Source organism: Archangium primigenium (assembly GCF_016904885.1).
In the GTDB taxonomy this organism is placed as follows: Bacteria; Myxococcota; Myxococcia; order Myxococcales; family Myxococcaceae; genus Cystobacter; species Cystobacter primigenius.
Genome location: NZ_JADWYI010000001.1, coordinates 6,493,362 through 6,514,669 on the forward strand (window position 1 = coordinate 6,493,362; position 21,308 = coordinate 6,514,669).

The 21,308-nt window shown below is 69.5% G+C and carries 19 protein-coding genes; 6 read left to right on the plus strand and 13 right to left on the minus strand.

Annotation, left to right across the window (positions count from 1 at the left end; all coding sequences use genetic code 11):
- The first annotated feature begins 17 nt into the window (after positions 1-17).
- The gene (locus tag I3V78_RS26490) at positions 18-791 is read left to right on the plus strand and encodes a zf-TFIIB domain-containing protein (protein WP_204491255.1); all 774 of its coding nucleotides are present in this window, start codon (positions 18-20) and stop codon (positions 789-791) included.
- Here the strand turns inward: I3V78_RS26490 and I3V78_RS26495 are convergent.
- A complete protein-coding gene (locus I3V78_RS26495) occupies positions 788-1,291 on the minus strand; it encodes a PTS sugar transporter subunit IIB (protein ID WP_204491256.1) in 504 nt (167 codons plus the stop codon). The two genes, I3V78_RS26490 and I3V78_RS26495, sit on opposite strands and share 4 nt — an antisense overlap.
- Before the next feature lie 32 nt (positions 1,292-1,323).
- Positions 1,324-2,316: a LysR substrate-binding domain-containing protein gene (locus I3V78_RS26500; RefSeq protein ID WP_204491257.1), complete on the minus strand. Its 993-nt coding sequence runs from the start codon at positions 2,314-2,316 to the stop codon at positions 1,324-1,326.
- Positions 2,317-2,382: 66 nt separating this feature from the next.
- On the opposite strand from I3V78_RS26500, the gene I3V78_RS26505 reads away from it, so the two are divergent.
- The 3 genes from I3V78_RS26505 to I3V78_RS26515 are packed head-to-tail and all read left to right on the plus strand — an operon-like array spanning position 2,383 to position 3,731.
- The gene (locus I3V78_RS26505) at positions 2,383-2,847 is read left to right on the plus strand and encodes a hypothetical protein (RefSeq protein WP_204491258.1); all 465 of its coding nucleotides are present in this window, start codon (positions 2,383-2,385) and stop codon (positions 2,845-2,847) included.
- Positions 2,848-2,899: 52 nt separating this feature from the next.
- The gene (locus tag I3V78_RS26510) at positions 2,900-3,235 is read left to right on the plus strand and encodes an ArsR/SmtB family transcription factor (RefSeq protein ID WP_204491259.1); all 336 of its coding nucleotides are present in this window, start codon (positions 2,900-2,902) and stop codon (positions 3,233-3,235) included.
- A complete protein-coding gene (locus I3V78_RS26515) occupies positions 3,219-3,731 on the plus strand; it encodes an SRPBCC family protein (protein WP_204491260.1) in 513 nt (170 codons plus the stop codon). The genes I3V78_RS26510 and I3V78_RS26515 overlap by 17 nt, the downstream gene beginning before the upstream one ends.
- 16 nt (positions 3,732-3,747) lie before the next feature.
- On the opposite strand, the gene I3V78_RS26520 is transcribed toward I3V78_RS26515, so the two are convergent.
- The 3 genes from I3V78_RS26520 to I3V78_RS26530 all read right to left on the minus strand — a co-directional run bounded on the left by I3V78_RS26520 (position 3,748) and on the right by I3V78_RS26530 (position 7,736).
- The gene (locus tag I3V78_RS26520; RefSeq protein ID WP_204491261.1) at positions 3,748-4,512 is read right to left on the minus strand and encodes a polysaccharide lyase family 20 protein; all 765 of its coding nucleotides are present in this window, start codon (positions 4,510-4,512) and stop codon (positions 3,748-3,750) included.
- Between the two features lie 129 nt (positions 4,513-4,641).
- Complete coding sequence (locus I3V78_RS26525) at positions 4,642-5,391, minus strand: hypothetical protein (RefSeq protein WP_204491263.1); 750 nt, start codon at positions 5,389-5,391, stop codon at positions 4,642-4,644.
- Positions 5,388-7,736 (minus strand): glycosyltransferase, encoded by a 2,349-nt coding sequence (locus I3V78_RS26530; RefSeq protein ID WP_204491264.1) that lies wholly within the window; start codon positions 7,734-7,736, stop codon positions 5,388-5,390. Before I3V78_RS26530 ends, I3V78_RS26525 begins: the two co-directional genes overlap by 4 nt.
- Positions 7,737-7,916: 180 nt before the next feature.
- On the opposite strand from I3V78_RS26530, the gene I3V78_RS26535 reads away from it, so the two are divergent.
- Together I3V78_RS26535 and I3V78_RS26540 are read left to right on the plus strand one after the other, a co-directional pair.
- Positions 7,917-8,264, plus strand: a complete 348-nt coding sequence (locus tag I3V78_RS26535; protein ID WP_204491265.1) for a MerR family transcriptional regulator — start codon at positions 7,917-7,919, stop codon at positions 8,262-8,264.
- Position 8,265: 1 nt separating this feature from the next.
- Positions 8,266-9,189, plus strand: a complete 924-nt coding sequence (locus tag I3V78_RS26540; protein WP_204491266.1) for an alpha/beta fold hydrolase — start codon at positions 8,266-8,268, stop codon at positions 9,187-9,189.
- A 9-nt stretch (positions 9,190-9,198) separates the two neighbouring features.
- On the opposite strand, the gene I3V78_RS26545 is transcribed toward I3V78_RS26540, so the two are convergent.
- From I3V78_RS26545 to I3V78_RS26580, 8 genes are all read right to left on the minus strand, one after another.
- On the minus strand, positions 9,199-9,825 hold the full coding sequence (locus I3V78_RS26545) for a hypothetical protein (protein WP_204491267.1): 627 nt from the start codon (positions 9,823-9,825) through the stop codon (positions 9,199-9,201).
- Between the two features lie 11 nt (positions 9,826-9,836).
- Positions 9,837-11,399, minus strand: coding sequence for a SitA5 family polymorphic toxin (sitA5, locus tag I3V78_RS39475; RefSeq protein ID WP_338023757.1), 1,563 nt, complete (start codon positions 11,397-11,399; stop codon positions 9,837-9,839).
- A 55-nt stretch (positions 11,400-11,454) separates the two neighbouring features.
- Positions 11,455-12,051: an adventurous gliding motility protein CglE gene (gene cglE, locus I3V78_RS26555; protein WP_204491268.1), complete on the minus strand. Its 597-nt coding sequence runs from the start codon at positions 12,049-12,051 to the stop codon at positions 11,455-11,457.
- Between the two features lie 92 nt (positions 12,052-12,143).
- Entirely contained in the window at positions 12,144-14,072 is a 1,929-nt protein-coding gene (locus I3V78_RS26560) for an AgmX/PglI C-terminal domain-containing protein (RefSeq protein ID WP_204491269.1), read from the minus strand.
- 46 nt (positions 14,073-14,118) lie between these two features.
- Complete coding sequence (locus I3V78_RS26565) at positions 14,119-14,385, minus strand: hypothetical protein (protein WP_204491271.1); 267 nt, start codon at positions 14,383-14,385, stop codon at positions 14,119-14,121.
- Between the two features lie 153 nt (positions 14,386-14,538).
- Entirely contained in the window at positions 14,539-15,846 is a 1,308-nt protein-coding gene (locus tag I3V78_RS26570) for a tetratricopeptide repeat protein (RefSeq protein WP_204491273.1), read from the minus strand.
- Positions 15,843-19,442: a tetratricopeptide repeat protein gene (locus I3V78_RS26575; RefSeq protein ID WP_204491275.1), complete on the minus strand. Its 3,600-nt coding sequence runs from the start codon at positions 19,440-19,442 to the stop codon at positions 15,843-15,845. The genes I3V78_RS26570 and I3V78_RS26575 overlap by 4 nt, the downstream gene beginning before the upstream one ends.
- 327 nt (positions 19,443-19,769) lie before the next feature.
- Positions 19,770-21,308, minus strand: a complete 1,539-nt coding sequence (locus tag I3V78_RS26580; RefSeq protein ID WP_204491277.1) for a tetratricopeptide repeat protein — start codon at positions 21,306-21,308, stop codon at positions 19,770-19,772.

Here is a 21,308-nt window from a genome sequence, read left to right on the forward strand (position 1 = left end):
GCGCTACACTGGCGGGCATGAACTGTCCGGAGTGCAAGAAGCCCATGGGGGAGCACTCCCTGGGGACACGCACGGGAGGCACCCTCCAGCTCGACGTGTGCCAGGCGTGTGGCGGGTTGTGGTTCGACACCCACGAGAGCCTGAAGCTGTCCGCGGGCGGCACCCTGCGGCTCTTTCGCGCGGTGTATGGCGAGCGCCGCGCCCGCCCTCCGAAGCGCACGGGGCCCCTGTCCTGTCCGCGCTGTGACACGAAGCTGGTGCTGTGCCACGACCTGGCCAACGGCAACCGCTACCAGTCCTGGCGCTGCACCGCGGGCGACCACGGCCACTTCATCACCTTCTTCCAGTTCCTCCGGGAGAAGGGGCTGGTGCGGGCCCTGCACGCCAAGGAGCTCGTCGAGCTGCGCAAGCACGTGGACACCCTCTTGTGCTCCGACTGCGGCGAGCCCATCCGCCTGGCCAACATGACCGCCTGCGCGCGCTGTCAGGCCCCGGTGTGTCTGATGGACCCCGAGTGCGTGGAGAGCACCATCCGGGACGCGGAGCAGGCGGTCGGCTCGCGCCGGGACGTGGCGCCGCACGTCGCGGGCCACCTGGTGATGAAGCACCTGGGCATGAAGGACTTCCATGCCCGCCGGGCCGCCGCCGCGGCCGCCCTGGCCGCTACCCCCGTCGCCCTCTCCCAGGACGCCAAGGGCTCGGCCGAGGCGGTGGATCTCGTCGACGTGGATTCGTGGAGCGTCGGCTTGGACGTCGTGGAGCTGCTCGGTGAGCTCTTCTCGATCTTCTAGTCCAGCAGCCGCGTGAAGTGGCGGCGCAGGTTCACCCAGTCGTGCGAGGGGGCCTCGGGCACGAGCTGGAAGTGCACGTCGATGCCGAGCAGATCCAGCTGATCCACCGCCCGCAGCTCCTCGCGGGTGCAGGACCACGAGCCCGCGACGGGGTGGAGCTCTCCCGCGTTGAGCGTCGATACGATGAAGAGCTCCCGCATGAAGTCCAGGGCCACGCCCGCCTGACGCAACCGCTCCAGGGGCGCCGGGCTGCGCAGCAGCAGGACATAGGACTTGGCGCTCGCCACCGCCTCTGGCAGCTTCGTGACGGCCTGAGCCACGCTGAGCAGGTGCACCGGGAGGTTCTCGGGCGCCGTGTTCTTGTAGACGAAGGCGAGCGACTCCGTGAGCGCCACCTCGTCGTCCAGCACGAGACATCCATCGCATTTGGGGGGCAACCACCGGAACAAGAGCTGTCCGTCCATCCCCTTGGCATTCACGACGGTCATGACGACAGCCATAGGCTCGCCTCCTCCGTGGAGCGGGTTCCTTGTCACATCGGGGACGGAGCGGGCAACCCCTTCGGTGCTCCACGTGATGGCCGTGAACGTCTGGAGGCGGGCGCCGGCTCGCCGGGCTCACGCAGCGTGCGCAGCAACAGGTCCCGGAAGCACGCGGAGGCCGCATCGCCTTCCGTGCGGGCATGCCAGACGAGCGACATCGGCATCGCGAGGCCCTCGATGGGCAGCCGCACGAGCCGCAGGGGCAGATGCGCCGCGAGCACCGTCGCCACGCGCCGGGGCATGCACGCGAGCCGCTCGGTCGAGGCCACCACCATCGCCGCCGCCGCGAAGCTCGGCACGTACAGGGTGGGAACGGCGTCCAGCCCCCCCGCGCGAAACGCCCGGTCGGTGAGGGCACTGCCAATGCCCGGCCGTCCGAGCGCGACGTTGAAGGAGACCTGGGGAATCCGCGCGAAGGCCTCGGGCGTGAGCACGGCGCCCCGGAAGGGATGATCGCGGTGGACCACCGCCACGGGGGACTCGACGTACAAGGGCGCCGCGTGCATCCCGGGGGGCGCGCCGGAGGGGGCGATGGCCAGGTCCACCTCGCCCGTCACCAGCCCGTTCGTGGCCAGCAGCACGTCGATGCTCACCACGCGCAGCCGGGCCCGGGGCATCTCGCGCTCCAGCGCCTGACAGAGCCGCGGCAGGTCCGCGAGTTGCTGGTTGTCCGCGCACGCCAGGGTGAACTCCCGGTCGCAGCGCGCCGCATCGAAGGCCGGAGCGGTCTCCACGACCCGCTCCAGTTCCTTCAGGGCCGCCGCCAACCGGGGCTGCAACTCGAGCGCCCGGGGCGTGGGCACCAGCCCCCTGCCCCGTCGGGTCACGAGCGGATCCTTGAGCACCTCCCGCAGCCGCGCGAGCGCGTTGGACACCGCGGACTGGGTGACATGCAGCCGCCGCGCCGCCCGGGTGGCACTGCGCTCCTCCAGGACGACGGCGAGCACGTGGAGCAGGTTGAGATCGATGGCGGAAAGATTCACGGCGGTGATGTTTAACATCACGAGCCATCACGCGAACAAACGGATGCCCCCCGCTACATTGCCCCCATGACTGTCTCGGAACTCATCGCAGAGGGCGCTCTCCGGCTGGCGCTGGTCGCGTGTCTCCTCGAGTGCGGCGGAAGCCTGTACGAGTACGCCGTCGTCGACACCGTCTGGCCCTCGAACCTGGCGGTCATCCAACCCCAACGCGGCGGCCTGGACCGCAAGCGCTTCTGGGTGCCCCTGCACGGCGTGCTCACCCTCGCGCTGCCGGTGGCGCTCTGGGCCTGCTGGGGTCGGCCCGACGTGCGCGCCTGGTTGCTCGCCTCCACCGGGCTGTACGTCGTGCTCCGGGGCTGGACGTTCGCCTACTTCATTCCCCGGGTGATCCGGTTCGAGCAGGGAACGGACACGGACCCCGCGCGGGCCCGGCGCTGGGTGCGCTGGAGCCTCCTGCGCGCCCCCCTGCTCCTCGCGCTCACCCTGTGTATCTGGCGGGCCTCGCTGGGCCTGGCCGGTGCCTCGCCCTGAACCGAAACATATGCCTTGACGGGCATATGCCATGATGGGCATATACTCCCGCATGATCGAGACGTTCGCGGCGCTCTCCGAGCCCAACCGTTTTCGCATCGTGGAGCTCCTGCGCTCGGGGCCCCACGCGGTGAACGACATTGGCGAGCGCCTCCAGCTCAACCAACCCCAGGTGTCCAAGCACCTGCGGGTGTTGAAGGAAGCCGGTCTGGTGGACGTGCACCCGCGCGCCCAACAGCGGCTCTACGCGCTGCGCGCGGAGTCCCTCCGCCAGCTGCACGTGTGGCTGGAGGGCTACCGCCAGCTCTGGGAAGAGCGTTTCGACCAACTGGACGAGCTCCTCGAGGAGCTCAAGGACAAGGAGACGCCCCATGGTCGCAAGTCTTAGCCCGGAGTCCGCCCCCAAGAACCGCACGTCCGTGGAGCTGCACGGCGAGCGGGAGATCATCATCTCGCGCACCTTCAACGCGCCGGCCCGCATCGTGTTCGACGCCTGGACCCGGCCCGAGTTCGTCAAGCGCTGGTGGGCGCCCCAATCCCTGTGCGTCACCCTGGTGGGCTGTGAGGCCGACGTGCGCGTGGGCGGCGCCTACCGCTACCAGTTGCGCACGCCGGACGGCAACGCGTTCGCGTTCTCGGGCCGGTACACCGAGATCACCCCGCCCTCGCGCCTGGTCTACACCCAGGTGTTCGAGCCGATGGCCGAGGCGGGCGAGATGCGCATCACCGTGACGTTCGACGAGCGCGAGGGCAAGACACACCTCGTGTCACACGAGGTGTATCCGTCCGCGGAGGCGCGCGCCGGAGCACTCGCCTCGGGCATGGAGACCGGCATGCTGGAGACGATGGATCAGCTCGACGCGCTCGTCGCCTCGCTGCGCTGACGCCCGGGCTCGCGCGCTACCACTGATCGGGGTCGGCATCGGCGAAGGTCGTGCCCGTGCCGATCTCGTCGAACCAGATGCTGCGCGTGCCCTGACTGCCCTGCATGTAGCCGCTGTCATGCCAGCCATTGGCATACAGGCCCACGCGGAACTGGAAGGAGCGATCGTCGGACACGGTGGTGGCCAGGTTGTACTGCTCGAGCACCTTCTGGCCGTCGAACCACATCTTGATGAAGCCGGTGTTGTCGCTCGCCCACTTCGTCTGGATGATGATCTTGTGCCAGTCGCCCGCGCTCACCGTGGCCAGGTTGGTGAAGTTGACCGTCTTCTGGCTGCACACCGAGCCCTGCTTGACGCGCGTGTTGAGCTGGTTGCCCGAGAGCCACACCATGGTCGAGGGCATGTAGTCGTCACAGCCCGTGTCGCCGAAATCGGCGATGAACTGGGCGATGTTGAAGGACTGGCTCTGGAACTGCCAGTCGTTCTGCAGCCGGAAGGCGAAGCCATAGAAGCCCGTGTCGCCCCGGCGGTACACGTTGTGCTTCACGACCTCCGAGTGGTAGCGGCCGGTATAGGACGGGTCGTAGATCTGCGTCACCTTGAGGGCCGTCGGGCCCTCGTAGGTGACGTTCGTCACCTCGTTCACCGTGCCCTTGTGCTCCCGGTTGATGGCATTCCAGCCCGACAGGGTGCCGGTGTTGTGGAAGCCGACCGCCGCGTGCGCGACCAGGGCGGAGGTGAGAACGGAGGCGCCAACCAGACCGATGTGCTTGAGCTTCATGGTTCCTCGAGGGGGAGCGGGGAAAAGCCTGACGCAGAGCAGCAAAACACGGATATCGTATCATAACCGCATTTCCAGGAAAACGCCCTCAAGGCTTTTCAGTGCGTGCCGAGCACCTCCAGGGCGCGGTCAACGCTCCCCGGACAGGGCTTGCGACTCGTCCCGGCGGGGCGGTCGCAGCGTGTGCAGGATCTCGCCCCCCTCCCCCAGGATGAGCAGGGCGCCGTCCTCGCGCTCCACCCTCGCCTGTCCATTGTAGAAGGGCTCCACCATCGCGAAGCGCTCGCCGTAGAGCGGCGCGCCCGCCGTGTCCACATGGTGCCACCCGCGCTCATCCCGGGCCCGCGCGAACCCCTTGTGGAAGACATCCAGGTCCAGGAAACGCCGTCCGTTGAGGGGCCGGCCATCCTCGTGGATGTGCAGGTGCAATCCCTCGGCGTCCTGCACGACCGCGAGACCGTCCCGGAAGTCACCCGCGTAGGCGTGGCGTTGGGCGTAGACGGGGTGGCCCTCCCGGTCCACATGGAAGTAGCGCCCGTCCCGGTCACGCACCGTACAGCGGCCGGATTGGAAGTTGCCGCACCAGGCATGGCGCTCGGCGGACAATTCCGAGCCATCCTCACGCAGATGGAAGGCCTCGCGCCCCTGCACCACGGTGGCCCGTCCCTCGTAGAAGCCGAAGGTCCGGGTGAAGCGCCGCGCGTACACGGGCTGACCCGACACGTCGATGTGGAAGGCGCCCGTGGTGTCCCTCGCCGCCGCCAGGCCCGGGGCATGAAAGGACAACACCTCCAGGAACCGGGCCGGGTACAGCGCGACGCCCGCACGCACGTGATGGGTCCGGTCCGCCGCCACCCGCGTCTCCGTCCAGGCGCTCACGGGCCCACCTCCACCGGCTGCCGCATGTTGCAGCCCCGGCACAGCGGCTGCTCCTGGTAGGTCTCCCGCAGCCGCTGATAGGGCACGCCCGTCCAGACGTCCTGGATTCCCACCTGGATGAGGTCCCCGAACTCACCGAGCGAGCGCCGCTGCGCATCCGGCGCGCAGCAGGGGTCGAAGCGGCCGAGGGCACTCACCCAGGCCTCCTTGCCCAGGAACGGGCAGCGCGCCCCCGGAGCGATATCGTCCACGGCCCCTTCGGCCAGTTCGTGGAGGTTCTCCAACAGCAGGTGCCGCCCACCGGCCAGGGGGTGCTCGGCCACGGCCCGCCGGGCCTCACGCACCGCCGCGTTCCAGCGCCGGATGGACTCGGGGTCGCGCCGCATCGACAGGTTCTTGATCTGCTCGAAGTGCGCCCACAGGTGGTGGCCCTTCACCCGATCCACGCCCAGGCTCGCGGCGAGCCGCACGATGTCGGCCAGCTCTCCCACGTTGGTCTCCAGGAAGGTGAGCTGGAGGGTCACCCGGCAGCGATGCCCTCCGGCCCGTGCCCGCGCGTCCCGCTCGGCGATGAACGTGCGCAGGTTCTCCAGCACCCGCTCCCAGCACGTGCCGGGCATGATGGCTTCCTGCGTGGCGCGCGTGGCTCCGTTCCAGGAGATCTTCACGTCCGAGAGGATGGGCACCAGACGCCGTGCCCACTCCCTGGCGCCCAGGCGTGGAAAGGTGCCATTGGTCGTCAGGTTCATCAACAGCCCCTGCTCCCGGCACACCTCGATGAGCTCGTCGAAGTGGGGATAGAGCAGCGGCTCTCCCATGGTGGAGGGGATGATCTCCCGCAGGGGCGTGTCGCGTGAGTCCTCGAGAATCCGACGCAGGAGCGCGATGGGCATGCGGCGGCGGGGAAGCCCTGCCGCCTTGCGCACGAGTTGCTTGTCGCTGTGGGGAGAATGCTCCTCGCACATGATGCAGCGCAGGTTGCAGTCGTCCGGGTTGGTGTCGAAGGTGATGCGCCAGGGACCGGGCCGGGTCGGCGGACGGGTGGCACGCTTGTCGCGGATGACCCGGGCATAGAGGGCTTCCACGTCGTGGACGTGGTCCTTCATGTCGGGCACGTCGCCGCTCTCGGATTGCAGGTAGCCCCGTGCGCCCAGCCGCGCGGCCAGCGCGGGTTCGTCCACCAGCCGCTGCATGGCCCGCGCGAGCGCCATGGCGTCCCGGTGCGCGAAGAGCAAGCCATTGACCCCATCCTGGACATACTCGCGCATGCCTCCCGCATCCGCGGTGATGACGGGGACGCGGGCCTGGAGCGCCTCATGGATGACGAGGGGTGAGTTCTCCGCCCAGATGGAGGGGACCACGATGGCATCCACGTGGTCGAACACATCCCGGACGATGTCGGGATTGCGGTACTCGGGCAGCCACTCGACCCGCGCTCCCGCGTCTCCCGGGAGCGCCCGCGCCAGGGCCTGGAGCGACTCCGTGCTCGCGCCCCGGGGTCGACCATGAATGCGCAACCGCGCCGGGCCACGGACCCGACCAAAAGCCTCGATGAGGTGATGAATGCCCTTGGCGGGAATGTGCGTGCCAATGTACCCGAAGACGAAGTCCTGCTCGGGCTGGCGCACCCGGCCCGACAGTCGGCCGAGGTCGAAACCGTAATCGAGGGAGTGCAGCTTGTGCGCGGGCAGGGGCAATTCCTGAAAGCGCTGGAGCAGGTAGCGCGAGGGCGCGATGAAGGCATCCACCAGCCCGGCCATGCGCCGCACGTGGGTCATGCGCCGACCCACCCAGTCCGCCCAATGGGCCACGTCGGTCTCACGCTCCTCGGCCGCGCCCGAGAAGTAGCGGGCGTAGCAGCGCTCGGCGCACTTGCGGTCTTCCTGGCCCTCGCACGCGGCCCAGAGGTCCTGGGGATCCTCCGGATGCATTTGCATGAATTGCCCTCGAGGGCACATCAACCAATAGTCATGCAAGGTGAAGACGATGGGCACCCGCCGGGACGCCGCCTGTTCGAGCAGCGAGGTGGACAGGTGGTTGAGGTGCCCGACATGGACGACGTGGGGCTGGAGGGTCTCCAGCACTTCGGCGAAGCGTTGGTCCACGCCCGCGTGGCGGTAGCCGTCACGGCTGTTGGGCATGTTGACCAGGTGCAGCGCGATCCGCGGATCATCCGGATCCCGCTCCTGGCGCAGGGTGTAATCCGGACGGAAGGGATCCTCGTACCGGGTGAAGACGTGCACCTCGTGCCGCTCGGCGAGCCCCTGGGACAAGGCCTGGGTATAGACCTCCGAGCCCGCGTTGAACCGCATGGGGTAGCCGTGAATGACTTGCAGGACGCGCATGACCCCGCAGTCTCGGCGCGACAGGACCCTCCCTCCGGCGAAAAGCAGGGGTCGTTCAAGAGGAAACAGAACGAGGACCCCGAGGCGGCTGGTGTCCGCCCCCGCCGCCCCGTGGCACCATGCACCAGGGCTTGACCTTGACACCCGTGTCAGGTGCTAGCGTTCTTCATCGAGGCGGGAATGAACATCGGACAGCTTTCCAGATTGTCGGGCGCGAGCGCGCGGTCGATCCGCCATTACGAGAAGGCCGGACTGCTCGTCTCGACCCGCCAGTCCAATGGCTACCGGACCTTCAGCCCCGACGCCGTGCGCCGCATCCAGCACATCGTCCGCATGATCCGCCTGGGCTTCTCCCTGGAGGAGATCGCCACCTTCTCGCCGTGCATGTTCACGAACGCGTCGAATGTCGTCTGCCCCAACGCGCGTGAGGCCCACCGGGAAAAGCTCGCCGACGTCGAGCGGCAGATCTCCGAGCTGGAGGCCCGCCGGGTCCGGCTCCTCGAAACCTTGTCCACTCCCCGAGAATGACATGAATCGCAGAGACCTCTTGAAGAACGCGGCGCTCGCCACCGCCACGCTGCCGCTCGTGGAAGGCGCACGGGCCCACGCGGCCCCTCGCCCTCCGAGCAAGAACTTCGTGCTCGTGCACGGCGCCTGGCACCACTCCCTGCACTGGGCACGTGTGATCCAGCACCTCGTGGCGCTCGGCCACCGCGTGGACACCGTCGACCTGCCGGGTCATGGCCTCCACGCGCGCTTCCCCGCCTCGTACCTCACGGGAGACGCGGCCCAATTCGCGCGCGAGCCCTCGCCCCTGCGCAACATCCGGCTGGAGGAAGGCGCCCAGGCGGTGATCGACGTGCTCAAGGCGCCGCGCCCGGGTCCCCGGCCCATCCTGGTGGGCCACAGCATGGGGGGCACGATGCTGACGCAGGTCGGCGAGCAGGCCCCGGAGCTCATCGGCCGACTCGTGTACCTGAGCGCCTACTGCCCCCTCCAGCTCAAGTCGGCGAGCGCCTACGCCGCCCTGCCCGAGGCGAAGACCGGTTACGGCGAGACGCTCTTCATCGGGGACCCGGACGTGGTGGGCGTGTTCCGCATCAACCCCCGAGGGGATGCCGCGTACCTCGAGGCGCTGCGCGCGGCGTACTACCAGGACGTGGAGCTGCCCGCGTTCCTGCCCTTCGCGCTCGCGCTCACCCCGGACCTGCCGAGCACGTTCTTCACGACCGAGGTGCACGCGACCCGCGAGCGCTGGGGCCGCATTCCCCGGACCTATCTGCGGTGCGCCCAGGACCGTGCCCTGGCGCCCGCGCTGCAGGATCTGATGATCCGCGAGGCGGATGCCTTCACGCCGGGCAACCGCTTCGAGCAGAAGACCCTGGAGACCAGCCACTCGCCGTTCGCGTCGCAGCCGGAGCAGCTCGCCCGGCTCCTGGCCGGGCTGCGGTGAGACGCCCGCTCAATACACCAGACAGTCGAACCGCTCGATGACGGCCCGGAGTTCTTCCGGCGTGGTTTCAGCGAACTTCGCGATCGTGGGGGCGTGGAAGGTCAGGGCCGTGGTGCAGGCGGGATGGGTATGCAGGTCGTTCACGATGATGCGGCCAAACAAGGCGGGCCATGGGGCTTCGCGCAACTTCGCCGCGTGGCCAATCGGATCCAGGAAGGTGAAGCAGGGCCACCGCGGGAAGCGCAGCGTCGCCGGATCACTCCCCATGATGCGGCAGCTGTCCATCTGGGCCTCGGAGAAGTCACAGTCCTTGATGGCACCGTGCTCCGCCCCCCCTCCATACTCGGGCCAGTGCCCGAAGTCGCACCCCGACAGGCGCCCCTTGAAACGGCACCCCTCGAGCGAGGCGAATACCCATTGCTGATGGTTCTTGAGTTGCTGCTTCACCTCGAAGGAGCAATCGATGAAGCGTGCCTGCTTGATGAGCAGGTTTCTCGCGGACACCTTCAGGATGACCGAGCACCTCTTGAGCGTCAGATCGGGGCCCAGAAAATAAAGCGAGTTCTTGTCGCTCAAATCCAGTCGCTCGTTCTCGAGCAACTTGCTCTTGAGGACAACATTTTCAAACCATGCCATGGCCACTCCGCTCAAAAAATGATCATCCGGAAGAACTCGCGCGCCATGCGACGACCGTGTCGAGCCACATTGGACTCAGTTCCAGAGAGAAGCTCGTACTGATGGCCAGTCTTCAGGTCAATGATGTCGACGCCTCGGACATTGAACCGCCAACCTGGTTGAAGCTGATGTCTCACCGCTTCGTGGACGTAACGACCTCGGGCTTCCCGCTCCAATAGCCGCGCCAGCCAATACTTCCCCTGATCCACGGCCTTCTTGATGGCGCTCCTCTCCGCGACCGAGAGCCCGTCAGGACCCCATTCCTTCGCCGCCCGGGTCACGGCCTCCTGCAACACATCTCCCGCCTTGTCTTCCGTGGGAATGTCCGCGAGGGATTTGCCCCGGGGCAGGTGCCAACGCTGCCCGTTGGCGAGTTCCACCTGCCGGTTGCCCGCCCGGTGACGGATGACCGTGGTCGCACCTCTGCCGCTGGGTGCGTGGCCCCCACTCCCCCTGCTCTTGAGCAGCACCACCGCCGTGGGGCCCTGGGGGGACATCGCCATGGCCTCCACGGCCGCCACCGCCACCGCGAGGGACTCCTGTTTCCCCTCCACCGTCTCCAGGACCGCCGCCCCACCCTGTGCCTTCCACTGGGCGCCCGCCAGGCGGTAGCCCGGAAGCGATCGCACCCTCGCCGCGAGCTCCCCCGCGGTGCGTCCCGAGAGCGTAGCCACCGCCAGGATCATCGCCCGGGCGGCGTCCTCCCCCAGTACGGCCCCGAATGCTCCGCCCGCCGCGCGCAGGTCCTCGAAGGTGCTCGCGTCATGCGCGGACCGGGTGAGCCGCGCCCAGCCATCCATGAGGCTCCACACCGTGTCCACGCCCAACCATCCCACGAGCAGCACCGTGAGCGTGGCCGCCACGGCCTTCAAGGTCGGCTCGGGCACCGCCCACATCGCGCAGTACACGGCCGCCGTCCACACCACCAGGGACACCAACGCCCGCGCATCCAGCACCTCGCGCGTCAGGGCCTCGCGCGTTTCATCGAGCACGGAGCCCAGGGCCAGCGCCAGGGCGAGCGTCCTCCGGTCATCCGCGCGCAGGTAGGGACCGTCGTCCAGCAGGCCCAGGCAATCGCCTCCCCCTTGGTGCTCGCACCACCGCAGGTAACCGGTGCGCAGGGACTCCTCCGCCTCGGGGGTGAGCGGCACGGGCCCCGTCTGGCGCAGGGGCACGAAGGTGTGGGTCCGGTCGCCGTCCGCTTCCAGCAACCACTCCCCCGCCATCCCGACGGTCTCCACCTCGTCGGGCGAGGAGGGCTCGGTCTTCAGCCGGTCGTGCGCGGCCAGCCGAGGCGATCCGTCTGCCCGCATGTCTCGGACGAGGCCCCGGAGGGCGTGCTGGAACGCGGCGCGCTCGATCGACACGGGCCGGGTCGCGACGGCGTCCGGCTCCAGGAGCACCCCGGCGGCGTCATGAATCGGTCTGTCCCCGAGCGGCGCGGTGCGCGGCACCGTCGCGCACGCGACCTGGAGGGACAAGACGAGCAGCCACGCGCTCCCCGCCAGGCGGGGGCCCACGGCACGGGTGGACACGGGCTTCCTCCAGCGACGAGGCGGCGAAGGAGCCGCCGCCGCGAGGAGGACCGTATCAGAACGTGTACTTCACCCGGGGGAACAGGGCGAAGGTCGGGATGTTGGGCCCGATGAGGTAGCGCGCCAGCACGTCCGCGCCCACGGTGAAGTGGTCCATCGGCGTGGCGTACTCCACCCCCAGGCCCACGCCCGCGTTGGGCGCCGTCACCGCGAGGCTCGGATCTCCCGAGCCCGTGGGCGCCGGGTCCAGGCGCGCCACACCCGCGGCCAGCTTGGGCACCAGGTAGAAGCGCGTGGCCAGCGGCACCCGGTAGCCCGCCGTCACGTTCGCCAGCGCCACCGTGAAGTTCTCCGTGCGGCCACACAGTTGCGTGCCCGGCGCATAGCCCGCGAAGCAGTTGGCGGCGGAGGCCCCCAGGCCGAAGTGCAGCCCCAGGGTGAAGCGCTCGGTCACGTCCACACCCACGCCCAACTGCACGTACGTCTGCGCGTTGGAGTAGGCGTTCTCCCCGCCCAGCGTGAAGAACGCCCCGATGTCCGCCTCGGTGAAGAAGCCCCGGCGCACCTCCAGGGGAACGCCCTCGGGGGGCGTGGCCGACAGGGCGGCGGTGGGCAGCAGCGCGAGCACGGCGGTCAACAACGGCTTGGTCATCGCAACGAACCCTCTCCTAAAAAACCGCCCCCCTCCCGGACCGGGAGAGGGGCGGACTTCACCCGCGATACTCTAGGCAGCCAGCAAGGCCTCTACTCACCCGCCGGCGAGAACAACCAGGGATACGTCACCGCCACGACACCGCCGCCCTTGGGCTCGGGGAACTTCCAGCGGCGGATGCGCGAGAGCATGCAGGCCTCGGCCGCGGAGCTGTTGAGCGTGGTCTCCGTCACGTTCGCCTCGGCGACGCCGCCCGCCGGGTCGATGGTGAAGGCCACCGCCACCTTGCCCGCGAGGCTCGGATTCTTGTTCAGCTCCGTCTCGTAGCAGTACTTGATCTCGTTCTGGTGGCTGCGGATGATCTTCGCGATGACGTCCTTGTCGAGGCCGCCCACCACGGTGGTCTTGCCCGGGACGATCTTGGTGATGGTTTTTCCGCGGCCCGACAGGTCGATGCCGCCGCTGCCGCCCGTGCCCCGGCCGTCTCCCCGGGTGCCCAGGCCGCCCATGCCCAGCGCCGTGCCGCCGCCGCCCGCGCCCTTGCCGCGCGAGCCGAGGCCGCCCACACCCTGCGCGTCACCCATGCCCGCGCCGCTCTTGAGCCCGCCCAGCGCGCTGTTGATGCCGGTGCCCAGGCCGCCCGGACCGAACACGTCCGAGGCGCCGCCCTTGAGGCCCTTCATCGCGCCCAGGAGGCCCACCGAGCCCACCATCTTGCGGTCCTGCTCCTTCTTGCTCTTGTTGACGATGGCGGTGCCCGGCTTGGACGGCTCGGCCTCGGCCTTCTGGGCCTCCTCCTTGCCGAACTTGCCCTCCTCGCCCTTGGCCTTCTCGCCCTCCTCCGCGGTCTTCTTGAACCGCTTCATGTCGATGGGCTTCTGCGGCGCCACGAGCAGCTTGGCCACGCGCTGCTGGCTCTGGAGGATGTCGTCCTGGGTGGGCACGTCCGAGCGGGGCGTGAACACCATGGCCGCCACGAAGGCGCCCGCGGCCAGCATCGTGATGCTCGCGATCTTCAGCCAGGTGAAGTCCGCGGCCGCCAGGCGGTTGACCTCCACCAGGGGCGAGGGCTTCACGTAGCGCACCACGAACGCGAGGGTGCCGATGGACACCTCGGCGCGCTCGTGCAGGTCGAGCGTGTACACGTGCTCGGCCTGGGTGCCCGTGAGCCGGCCCTCGGCGCGCAGCGACTCCTTGGTGCGCACGTCCCCGTTGTGGGTGACGAACACCCCGGCCGAGGCCGGCACGCGCAGCTCGAACTTGCCGCCCTGGGCCACCGCCAGCACGTGCCGGGCGCCCACGTCGTCGGCGTACACGTGGAAGAAGTTCTTCTTGCCCTCGCCCACCGTCACCGGCACGCCGTCGGCGAAGTGCTGCACGCCCAGCATCTGGTCACCCCAGAGCTGGCGCACCTGCAGCACGCGCTCCTCCTGGGTGGGCAGCGCCTCGGGCGGCAGGGGCTCCTGGATGTGGGCCGCCGCCGCGGGCCGCGGCACCTTGCCGGCCACCACCGGATGGGCCACCGCCGGACGGGCCGCCACGGGACGCGCCGGAGCCGCCGCCGGAGCGCGGTTGCGCATCCCCGGAGGCACGCCCGCCGCGGGCCCCACCGTCCGGGGCGGGCCCACGGGCTCGGCCACCCGCGTGGGCGGGTGCAGCACCGAGCCCTGGAGCGAGCCCTCGTTGACCTGGGCGCCCGCGGCCGAGTGCTCGCCGAAGAGCACCTCCACCTGCGAGCCGCCCAGCCTCAGCACGTCTCCGGGCTCGAGCCGCTTGGGGCCCACCACCCGCTGGCCGCCCACCTGCGTGCCCGCCTCGCTGCCCAGGTCGATGGCCGTCACCGCGCCACCGTCCACCTTGAGCATCACGTGAAGGTTGGACACACCCGGGTCCAAGATCTTCACCGCCGCCTGCGCCCCCGAACCGACGATGACGCTCTCGGCATCCGACACGGCTTCGTGCACGGTGCCGTCCGGACCGGTGATTCGCAGCGTCAAACCGTTCCTCTTCCCCGCCGCCATAACTCCCTCCTCGCCCTTCCGTCCCCGGTGAACCAGTTGCCGCCCGCTAGAGGTTGTCGACTGACTTTTGAAGCTCCGGATTGAAGTTGTCCCGGACGCGGATGAGGCTCTGGAAATCTGTCTTCTTGCGGTTGAGCACGTACGAGCCCTCGGGCTTCGTCAGCTCGCCTTCCACCGCCATGTCGGTGAAGTCGATGGTCGTCTTCTTGCGGACCACCACCTTGTCCTCCTCTTGGATGACCTTCACCTGGTCCTGCTGCGCGAGCGCCGGTACCGCCAGCGTCATCGTCACCGCCATCATCAGTCGTCTCATCCGCGGTCTCCTCGCAGGCACCCCAACCGCTCTTGCATGCCTCGATCCAACGTCGCGGAGCCGTGGAACTCCGCGAAACTGCTTGGGAAAATAGATCCACCCGGCTGGCGATCCACCCCCCGGGGGAAAAAACTTCTCCCCGGGGGTGGAAGGTTATTCGGCCGGGGTGGGCGCGGGCTCGGCCGGGGACTCGGCCGGAGCCGCGTCCGGGAGCGCCCCGCTGCCGCCGACCGCGGCCGGAGCCGCCGCCGCGCTCTTGCGCAGGGCGGCCAGGCCCTGGAGCTTCGAGTCGATGAGCTGCTTGTCCTGGGCGCTGGTGCTCGCCGAGGCCTTGCAGCGCTGCAGGAAGCCCTCGGCCTTGTCCCAGCCGGCGCGCTCGACGGCGTAGGCCCAGCCCGCGCCGCACACGGCCTCGGAGGACTCGGCGCGCAGGGCGAGCACCTTCTCGAAGGCGGCGCCCGCGGCGAGCCCCTTCTGGGGATCCCTCCCCTTCTGTCCGTCCAGGGCCCAGGCGTAGGACAGCCACGCGGAGGACGAGCCGGGCTCGAGCTCCACCGCCTTGGCGAAGGCGCGCTCGGCGCCCGCGTAGTCGCGCCAGGCGAGCGCGAGCGCGCCCAGGTTCACGTGGCCCGGGGCGAAGCGCTCGTCGAGCGCCACGGCCTTCTGGAACTGGGCGAGCGCGCGCGGGCGCTGCTCCAGCTTGAGGTAGACCATGCCCAGGTCGTTGTGGACGCCGGGATCCTTGTCCGCGAGCTTGCGCGCCTGGAGCAGCACCGTCTCGGCGAGCCGGTAGCGGCCCTGGGCGAGCGCGGCGAGCCCCAGGTTCTTGAAGGCCTCGGCGTCCTCCGGGTGGCGCGCCAGCACGCGGCGGGCGCTCGACTCGGCCTGGGCGGGCTTGCCCGCGAGCCGGTACGCGGTGGACAGGTTGTTGAGCAGCGCCGGCTCGAACTCGTTGCCGGGCGTCTTGAGCCCCGTCTCGTAGAGGGAGATGGCGTCCGGGTACTTCTCCTGCTGCCGGTAGAGCCGGCCCAGGTTGAGCAGCATGGACACGTGGCCGGGCTCCAGGAAGCGCACCTTCTCGTAGGCGGCCACGGCGTCGTCGACGCGGCCCTGGCGCTCGGCGATGAGGCCCAGGTTGAACTGGGCGTTGAGGCTCTGGGGCGCGAGCTTGAGCACCTTCTCGAAGCCCGCGCGCGCCCCGTCGTAGTCTCCCGCGTCGAAGGCGGCCACGGCCTCGGTGAACACGGCCTGGGCCGGGTGCGGCTTGTCGGGCGTGCGCTCGGGCGACTTCGCGGCCTCGGCGGCGGCCTCGGCCGCGGGGGCCTCGGCCACCGGCGTGGGGTGGCTCTCGGTGGCCACGGGCACCGGCCGCACCTGGGCGGTGGTGGCGCACGCGGCCAGGCTCAGCGCGGCGGCGGACAGGGCGAGGCGGATGGCGGGATGCAGGATGGAAGTCTTCACGGCAGCACCTCCCGGGAGGCGGTGGGCGGCGTGGGCGAGGCCTCGTCCTGGGACGGGGTCTGGGCGCCCACTCCGGAGTCCTTGACCCTGTCGGCGGTGGCGAAGAACTCGCTGCCGCGATAGGGCATCTGGCGCACCTGGGCGTAGGCGCCCGGGTGATAGCGGTTGACCTGATCCTGGGCCGCGACCGTCCACTCGTTGTAGACGGACAGCTCGTAGGCCTTGCCCAGGGCCTTCTCCAGCGCCTCGCTGGCCTTGTCCTCGAGCGGCAGGGACAGGTTCTCCAGCTCGCCGCGGTACATGGCGAGCTGCTCCTCGTCGAGGCCCGGCGGGTTGGGCGAGTCGATGATGTTGCGCGCGAAGTCCGCGTAGGCCAGGCCGATGCGGGTGAGCGCGGCGATGCCCCACTCGCCCGAGCCGCTGGCGAGCACGTCCACGTACTGCTTCTCCAGCTTCTGCAGCGCCTTCTGCTTGGCGGCCAGGTCCGCGCGCACCGTGCTCACGCGCTTGAAGCGGATGGCGGTGAAGGCCTGCCAGTCCTCCTCCACGGCGAGGAAGCGCGCCTGGCCGTAGGCGTCGATCAGGTCCGGCTGCTGCTTGTCCTCGGCGCTCAGCTTGCTCCAGCCGTAGAGCAGGTCCGAGCGCACGCGATCCACGTTGCGCGCGCTCTTGAGGTGCTGGTAGGCGACGAGCTGCTCGTGGCGCGCGCGGTAGATCTCGGCCTGGGAGACGCGCGCGTCCTTGCCGTAGACGGTGAGGAAGTACTCGAGGGTGCGCGAGGCCTCGGGCCACTTGCCGTCCTTGCCGTACACGATGCCCAGGTTGTAGGCGATGCGCGGCACGTCGGGCCGATCCTTGAAGCGCTTGAGGTAGGCGCGGTAGGCGGCGAGCGCCTTGTCGCTCTCGCCCACGCCCTCCCACCACAGGCCCGCGTTGAAGAGCGCGTCGGACACCCACTTCTCCGACTCGGCGAGCAGCGCGCGGCGCTCCTCGTCACGCGAGCCCGCGGCCGCGTCGGGCGGCGTCTCCGCGGACTCGGCGGCCTCGGGCTTGCCCTTCTTGGCCTTCTTGGCCTGGGCGCGCGCTTCGGCCTTGCGGGCCTTCTGGGACTGCAGCAGGCGCTGGCCCGAGTCCTGGGCGTCCACGAAGGCCGAGTACATGGCGGCGGCCTTGGCGTACTCGGCCATCTTCTCGTAGAGGCGCGCGAGCGTGTAGCGCACCTTGGGCTCGAAGACGCTGCCGGGGTAGTCGTGCAGCAGGCGCTCGCCGGCGGCGATGCCGCGGTCCACCTGGCCCGCCTCCTCGAAGATGACCATGGCGGAGGTGATGGCCCGGTCGGCGTTCTCCGAGCGCGGGTACTCCTTCACGTAGTCCAGGAAGAGGCTGGCGGCGCGCGCCGGCTCCTTCTGCTTCTGGTAGATGACCTCGTGGATCCACTTGTAGCGCGCGCCCTCGGCCACGCGCGCCACGCGGGCGGCGAACTCGGGGTTGGGCTTGATGAGCTTGTCGTTGGCGAGGAACAGCCGCGCCTGCTTGTTGAGCTCGTCCCACTCCTCGCGCGACTCGAGCACGTACATGGTCAGGTCGGCGGCGTCGCGGCTGCGGCGCTCGGCGGGGTACTTCTGGATGATGTCGCCGAAGCGGCGCGCGGCCTCCAGGAAGTGGTGCCGGTCGTAGACGATGAGGGCCGCCTGGTAGCGCAGGTCGATCTCGTCCGGGTTGTCCGGGAAGAGGCGGTTGTAGGTGTCGCACGCGGCGACGAGCTTGTCCTCGTGGCGCGTGAGGGGCTCCTCGGCCTGGTGGGCGTCCTTCTTGGTGATGCGGCCCTTCTTCTCCACCTGGCCCTTGGACTTGTTCTCGTCCACCTTCTGGCCGTCCTTGAGGTCGCTCTTGGAGAGCTCCCCGCGCTCGATCTTCACGAGCTTGTCGTAGGCCATGATGGCGGCGAAGGAGGCGCTCTTGCGGTACGTCTCGTTGGAGACCTCGCGCGCCGAGTCGCGGTCGGGCACCTGGAAGGCGGCCACGGCGTCGTACTGGGTGGCGGCGGCCTCCCACTCCTCCAGGGCCCAGAGGATCTCCGCGTAGAAGAAGCGCATGTTGAAGGCGGAGTCGGAGAGGAACTCGGGATCCGTGCTGGACGCGAAGGTGTCCACGTACTGCTTGTAGATGTCGCGGGCGAGCCGGTACGTCTCCACCTGGCGCGTCTTCTGCGCCTCCTGGTGGTAGTCCGTCACCATGACGCGCATGGCCTCTTCCGTGACGCTGAAGGCGTTGCGCAGGACGGGCGTGTTGCCCTCGTTGGCCTTCCACCACGCGCTGCCCGGACGGTAGCCGGACACCATGGTCTTCATCTCGGCGCGCACCTTGTCGCGCTGGCGCAGCCCCTCGAAGGCGTGGACGATGGCCTGCTGGTACTCCGGGGCGCTCGCGCCCATGGGCCGGTCCTGCAGCAGCACGCGGTAGGTCTCGATGGCGCTGTCGTACAGGCCCACGTCCACGAGCTGCACGGCCATCTTGGAGATGAGGCGCTCCTGGCGCTTCTCCGGGGCCTTGGCCTTGAAGAAGGCGATGCCCTCCTGGGCCTTGTCCAGCTTCACGTAGAACATGATGAGGTCGTTGAGCGCCTCGGTGCGCAGGTCGCCCAGCTCCTCGCCGCGCTGGCTGGCGAAGTCCACCACCTCGTGCAGCCGGGTGAGGCCCTCGTCGTAGCCGCCGGCGTTGTAGTCACACCAGGCGAGCTTGTAGACGGCGTAGGCGTAGACCTTGGGCACCTTGGAGGCGAGCGCCTTCTCGTAGTAGCCGCGCGCCTCCTTGAGCTTGTTGTTCTCGAAGTAGTGGTTGCCCAGCTGGACGTAGGTGTCCGGCACGAACTGGGACTGGGGGTACTTGGCCACCAGCTCCAGGTAGGTCTTCACCGCCTCGTCGCGCTTGCCGAGTTCCTGCTGGTTGTAGCCCAGGTAGAAGAGCACCTCGTCGCGCTGGGGCCACTCCGGGTAGTCGCGGAGGATCTCCTGGTAGAGCGACATGGTCTCCGCGCGGTAGTGCTCGCTCTCGCGGTGATCCTGCTGGGGCGCCTCCAGCTTCTCGCCGCGGGCGGTGGCCGCGTCGAAGGCCTTCTCCGCCTTGAGGTAGGTGTTCATCTCCTGCTGGTAGAGGTACTTGGACTTCTCCCAGTTGAGCTCCGCCAGACGGTAGAGCATGTCCGCCTTGCGCGGCGAGCCCGCCTGCAGCTTGGGGATGAGGCGCTTGAAGCCCTCCAGGGCCTCGTCGCGCTTGCGGTCCGCCAGGGCGTCCTTCTGATCATCCGCGATGCGCGGCGCGTCGCGCATGGCCGCCGGGCTCATGCGCGCGGGACCCACGCGCGTGGGCTCGGGCTCCGGGGCCGCGATGGCACCCGGGGCCTGCGCCGCCGCCGCCGCCACCGGGGCCTTGCGAGCCGCGCTGGCGGGCTTCTTCGCCGCCTTGGCGTTCTTGGACGGGGGACGCTTGGACGCGGCGGCCGTGGGCTTTCGCGTGGGTTGAGCCGCCTCTCCTGTTCCGCCCGTGGTGAGCACCACCCCCACCGCCAGCGCACCGAAACGAAGGACCGACTTCATGAGAGCTCCTGTGGTGGGGCCAGGAAAAAGAGGGCACCTTGGCAGCCGAAGCTCTCCCCAGTGGAGCCACTCCGAACCACCCCAACCGCCTCCGTCACCACCCACCGTAAGGTACGGGCCAAAGTAGAAACGCGGAGTTGGAATGAGAAGTGCTCTACCCTCGGAGATCGGCAAGGGCTGAACAGCGCCGAGAGGGGACCTCGGAGATCGGCTCGCCCGGCTCCTCGCTCGAAGTGTCCACCACCGGGCAGAGGCGCTCCCGCAAACGAACGCGGCTGGCGGAACGGGCCGCCAGCCGCGAGGGGGACAACCGCCCGGAGCGGTGGATCAGGGCTCGGGCCGGGCCGGGCAGCCGCGCTTGAGCGTGTACTGGTAGTAGCCGATCTCGTCGCGCCAGAACTCGCCCTGGAACTTCCAGTAGTTCCAGTCGGCGCCCGGCATCTTCGGCCGGTAGATGGACTGCGTCTTGAGCAGGCCCTTCTGATCCACGCCCGCGAGCAGCAGGTCCTTCTCGTCGAGCGCCGTCTGCACGCGGATGATCTCCGCCTGATCCGAGAAGGTGCGCAGGTTCTGGGCGGCCTCCTGGAGCCGGCTCTTGGCGTAGCGTCCGCCGATCTGCGTGAGGGTGTCGCGCGCCTCCTCCAGGGCGGACACCGTCTCCTGCACGAGCCCCGTGCCGCGCCAGGCGCCCTGCTCGCTGAGCTGGCGGCGCTCGCCCTCCACGCGCGCCACCATGCGCCGCACGTCCTGGATGCGCTCGTTGTCGTGGATCCACAGGTAGATGGGCTGGGGCAGGCGCCGGTTCTCCGCCACCACCAGGTTGTAGGCGCTCAGGGGCGTCACGTCCTCGCGGGTGAAGGGCTCGAGCTGCTTCGCCATGGGCTCGTAGAGCGCGTCATAGGCGGCGAGCGTGGTCTTCACCTCGTCGAAGAGACAGGAGTAGTAATAGACGGTCGCCTTGAGGATCCACGACTCGGGCTGGAAGGCGTTCTCGAACTGGGGGGCGTGCAGGGACTGGAGGCTGCCCAGTGCGCCGCCGAAGTCCTCGTCCTGGAAGCGGGCGAAGCCGTTCTCGAACAGGGCCTGGTCCCAGAAGCGGCCGTAGCGCGGCACGGACTCGTAGGCGGCGATGGAGGCCGGGTACTCGTGGCGGCCGTAGTGCAGGCGGCCGAGGCCCAGCGGCGCGAGCTGCTCCACCTCCTCGCGGCCCGCCTGCTTCGAGTCCCGGAGCGCGTCGCGCGCGGACTGGAAGGCGGCGCGCGCGGCGCTGTCCAGGCGATCGGCCTCGGCGGGACGGCCCGGGTAGTGCGGATCCGCGAGCACCACGCCCAGCAGGTAGCGCGCGCGGGCGTAGAAGCGGCTGTCGGCGGGCACGGCCTCGAGCAGCGTGCGCGCCTCCTCGAGCTTGCCGCGGCGGTGGCTGATGGTGGCCAGCTGGTAGTGGACGCGGGCGAGCACGCCGGGCGGCAGCTTCGTCCAGGTGTCGCGCACCTCGGGCGTGTACGCCTTGTCGAGCAGGTTGGGCACGAGGTTCTGCTCGTTGAGCGTCTCCTGCACGTCCACCAGGCCCTCCAGCGCCTGGAGGTAGGAGGGGTGCTGGGGCCCGGCGGCCACCACGCGCGCGTAGGCGAGCAGGCCGCTCACCGGCAGCTTCATGCGCACCAGGCTCTGGGCCAGGTAGAACTCGGAGCGGGCGCGCACGGCGGGGTCGCTCGCGCGCGTGGCCAGCTCCTGGAAGCGCGGCGCGGCGCGCGCCACGTCTCCCGAGTTGAAGGCCGAGAGCGCCTGGTCATACGCGCCCGCGTCCTGGGCGGACGCGGCCAGCGGCGCGAGGAGGAGCAGCGAGGACAGGAGGAGTCGGTACAT

What these genes read in the sequence shown, in the direction of transcription:
- I3V78_RS26490 (WP_204491255.1), top strand. Translation starts at nt 18, where the DNA reads ATGAACTGTCCGGAGTGCAAGAAGCCCATGGGGGAGCACTCCCTGGGG.
- I3V78_RS26495 (WP_204491256.1), bottom strand. Translation starts at nt 1,291, where the DNA reads ATGGCTGTCGTCATGACCGTCGTGAATGCCAAGGGGATGGACGGACAG.
- I3V78_RS26505 (WP_204491258.1), top strand. Translation starts at nt 2,383, where the DNA reads ATGACTGTCTCGGAACTCATCGCAGAGGGCGCTCTCCGGCTGGCGCTG.
- I3V78_RS26510 (WP_204491259.1), top strand. Translation starts at nt 2,900, where the DNA reads ATGATCGAGACGTTCGCGGCGCTCTCCGAGCCCAACCGTTTTCGCATC.
- I3V78_RS26515 (WP_204491260.1), top strand. Translation starts at nt 3,219, where the DNA reads ATGGTCGCAAGTCTTAGCCCGGAGTCCGCCCCCAAGAACCGCACGTCC.
- I3V78_RS26520 (WP_204491261.1), bottom strand. Translation starts at nt 4,512, where the DNA reads ATGAAGCTCAAGCACATCGGTCTGGTTGGCGCCTCCGTTCTCACCTCC.
- I3V78_RS26530 (WP_204491264.1), bottom strand. Translation starts at nt 7,736, where the DNA reads ATGCGCGTCCTGCAAGTCATTCACGGCTACCCCATGCGGTTCAACGCG.
- I3V78_RS26535 (WP_204491265.1), top strand. Translation starts at nt 7,917, where the DNA reads ATGAACATCGGACAGCTTTCCAGATTGTCGGGCGCGAGCGCGCGGTCG.
- I3V78_RS26540 (WP_204491266.1), top strand. Translation starts at nt 8,266, where the DNA reads ATGAATCGCAGAGACCTCTTGAAGAACGCGGCGCTCGCCACCGCCACG.
- I3V78_RS26545 (WP_204491267.1), bottom strand. Translation starts at nt 9,825, where the DNA reads ATGGCATGGTTTGAAAATGTTGTCCTCAAGAGCAAGTTGCTCGAGAAC.
- cglE (WP_204491268.1), bottom strand. Translation starts at nt 12,051, where the DNA reads ATGACCAAGCCGTTGTTGACCGCCGTGCTCGCGCTGCTGCCCACCGCC.
- I3V78_RS26560 (WP_204491269.1), bottom strand. Translation starts at nt 14,072, where the DNA reads ATGGCGGCGGGGAAGAGGAACGGTTTGACGCTGCGAATCACCGGTCCG.
- I3V78_RS26565 (WP_204491271.1), bottom strand. Translation starts at nt 14,385, where the DNA reads ATGAGACGACTGATGATGGCGGTGACGATGACGCTGGCGGTACCGGCG.
- I3V78_RS26575 (WP_204491275.1), bottom strand. Translation starts at nt 19,442, where the DNA reads ATGAAGTCGGTCCTTCGTTTCGGTGCGCTGGCGGTGGGGGTGGTGCTC.
- I3V78_RS26580 (WP_204491277.1), bottom strand. Translation starts at nt 21,308, where the DNA reads ATGTACCGACTCCTCCTGTCCTCGCTGCTCCTCCTCGCGCCGCTGGCC.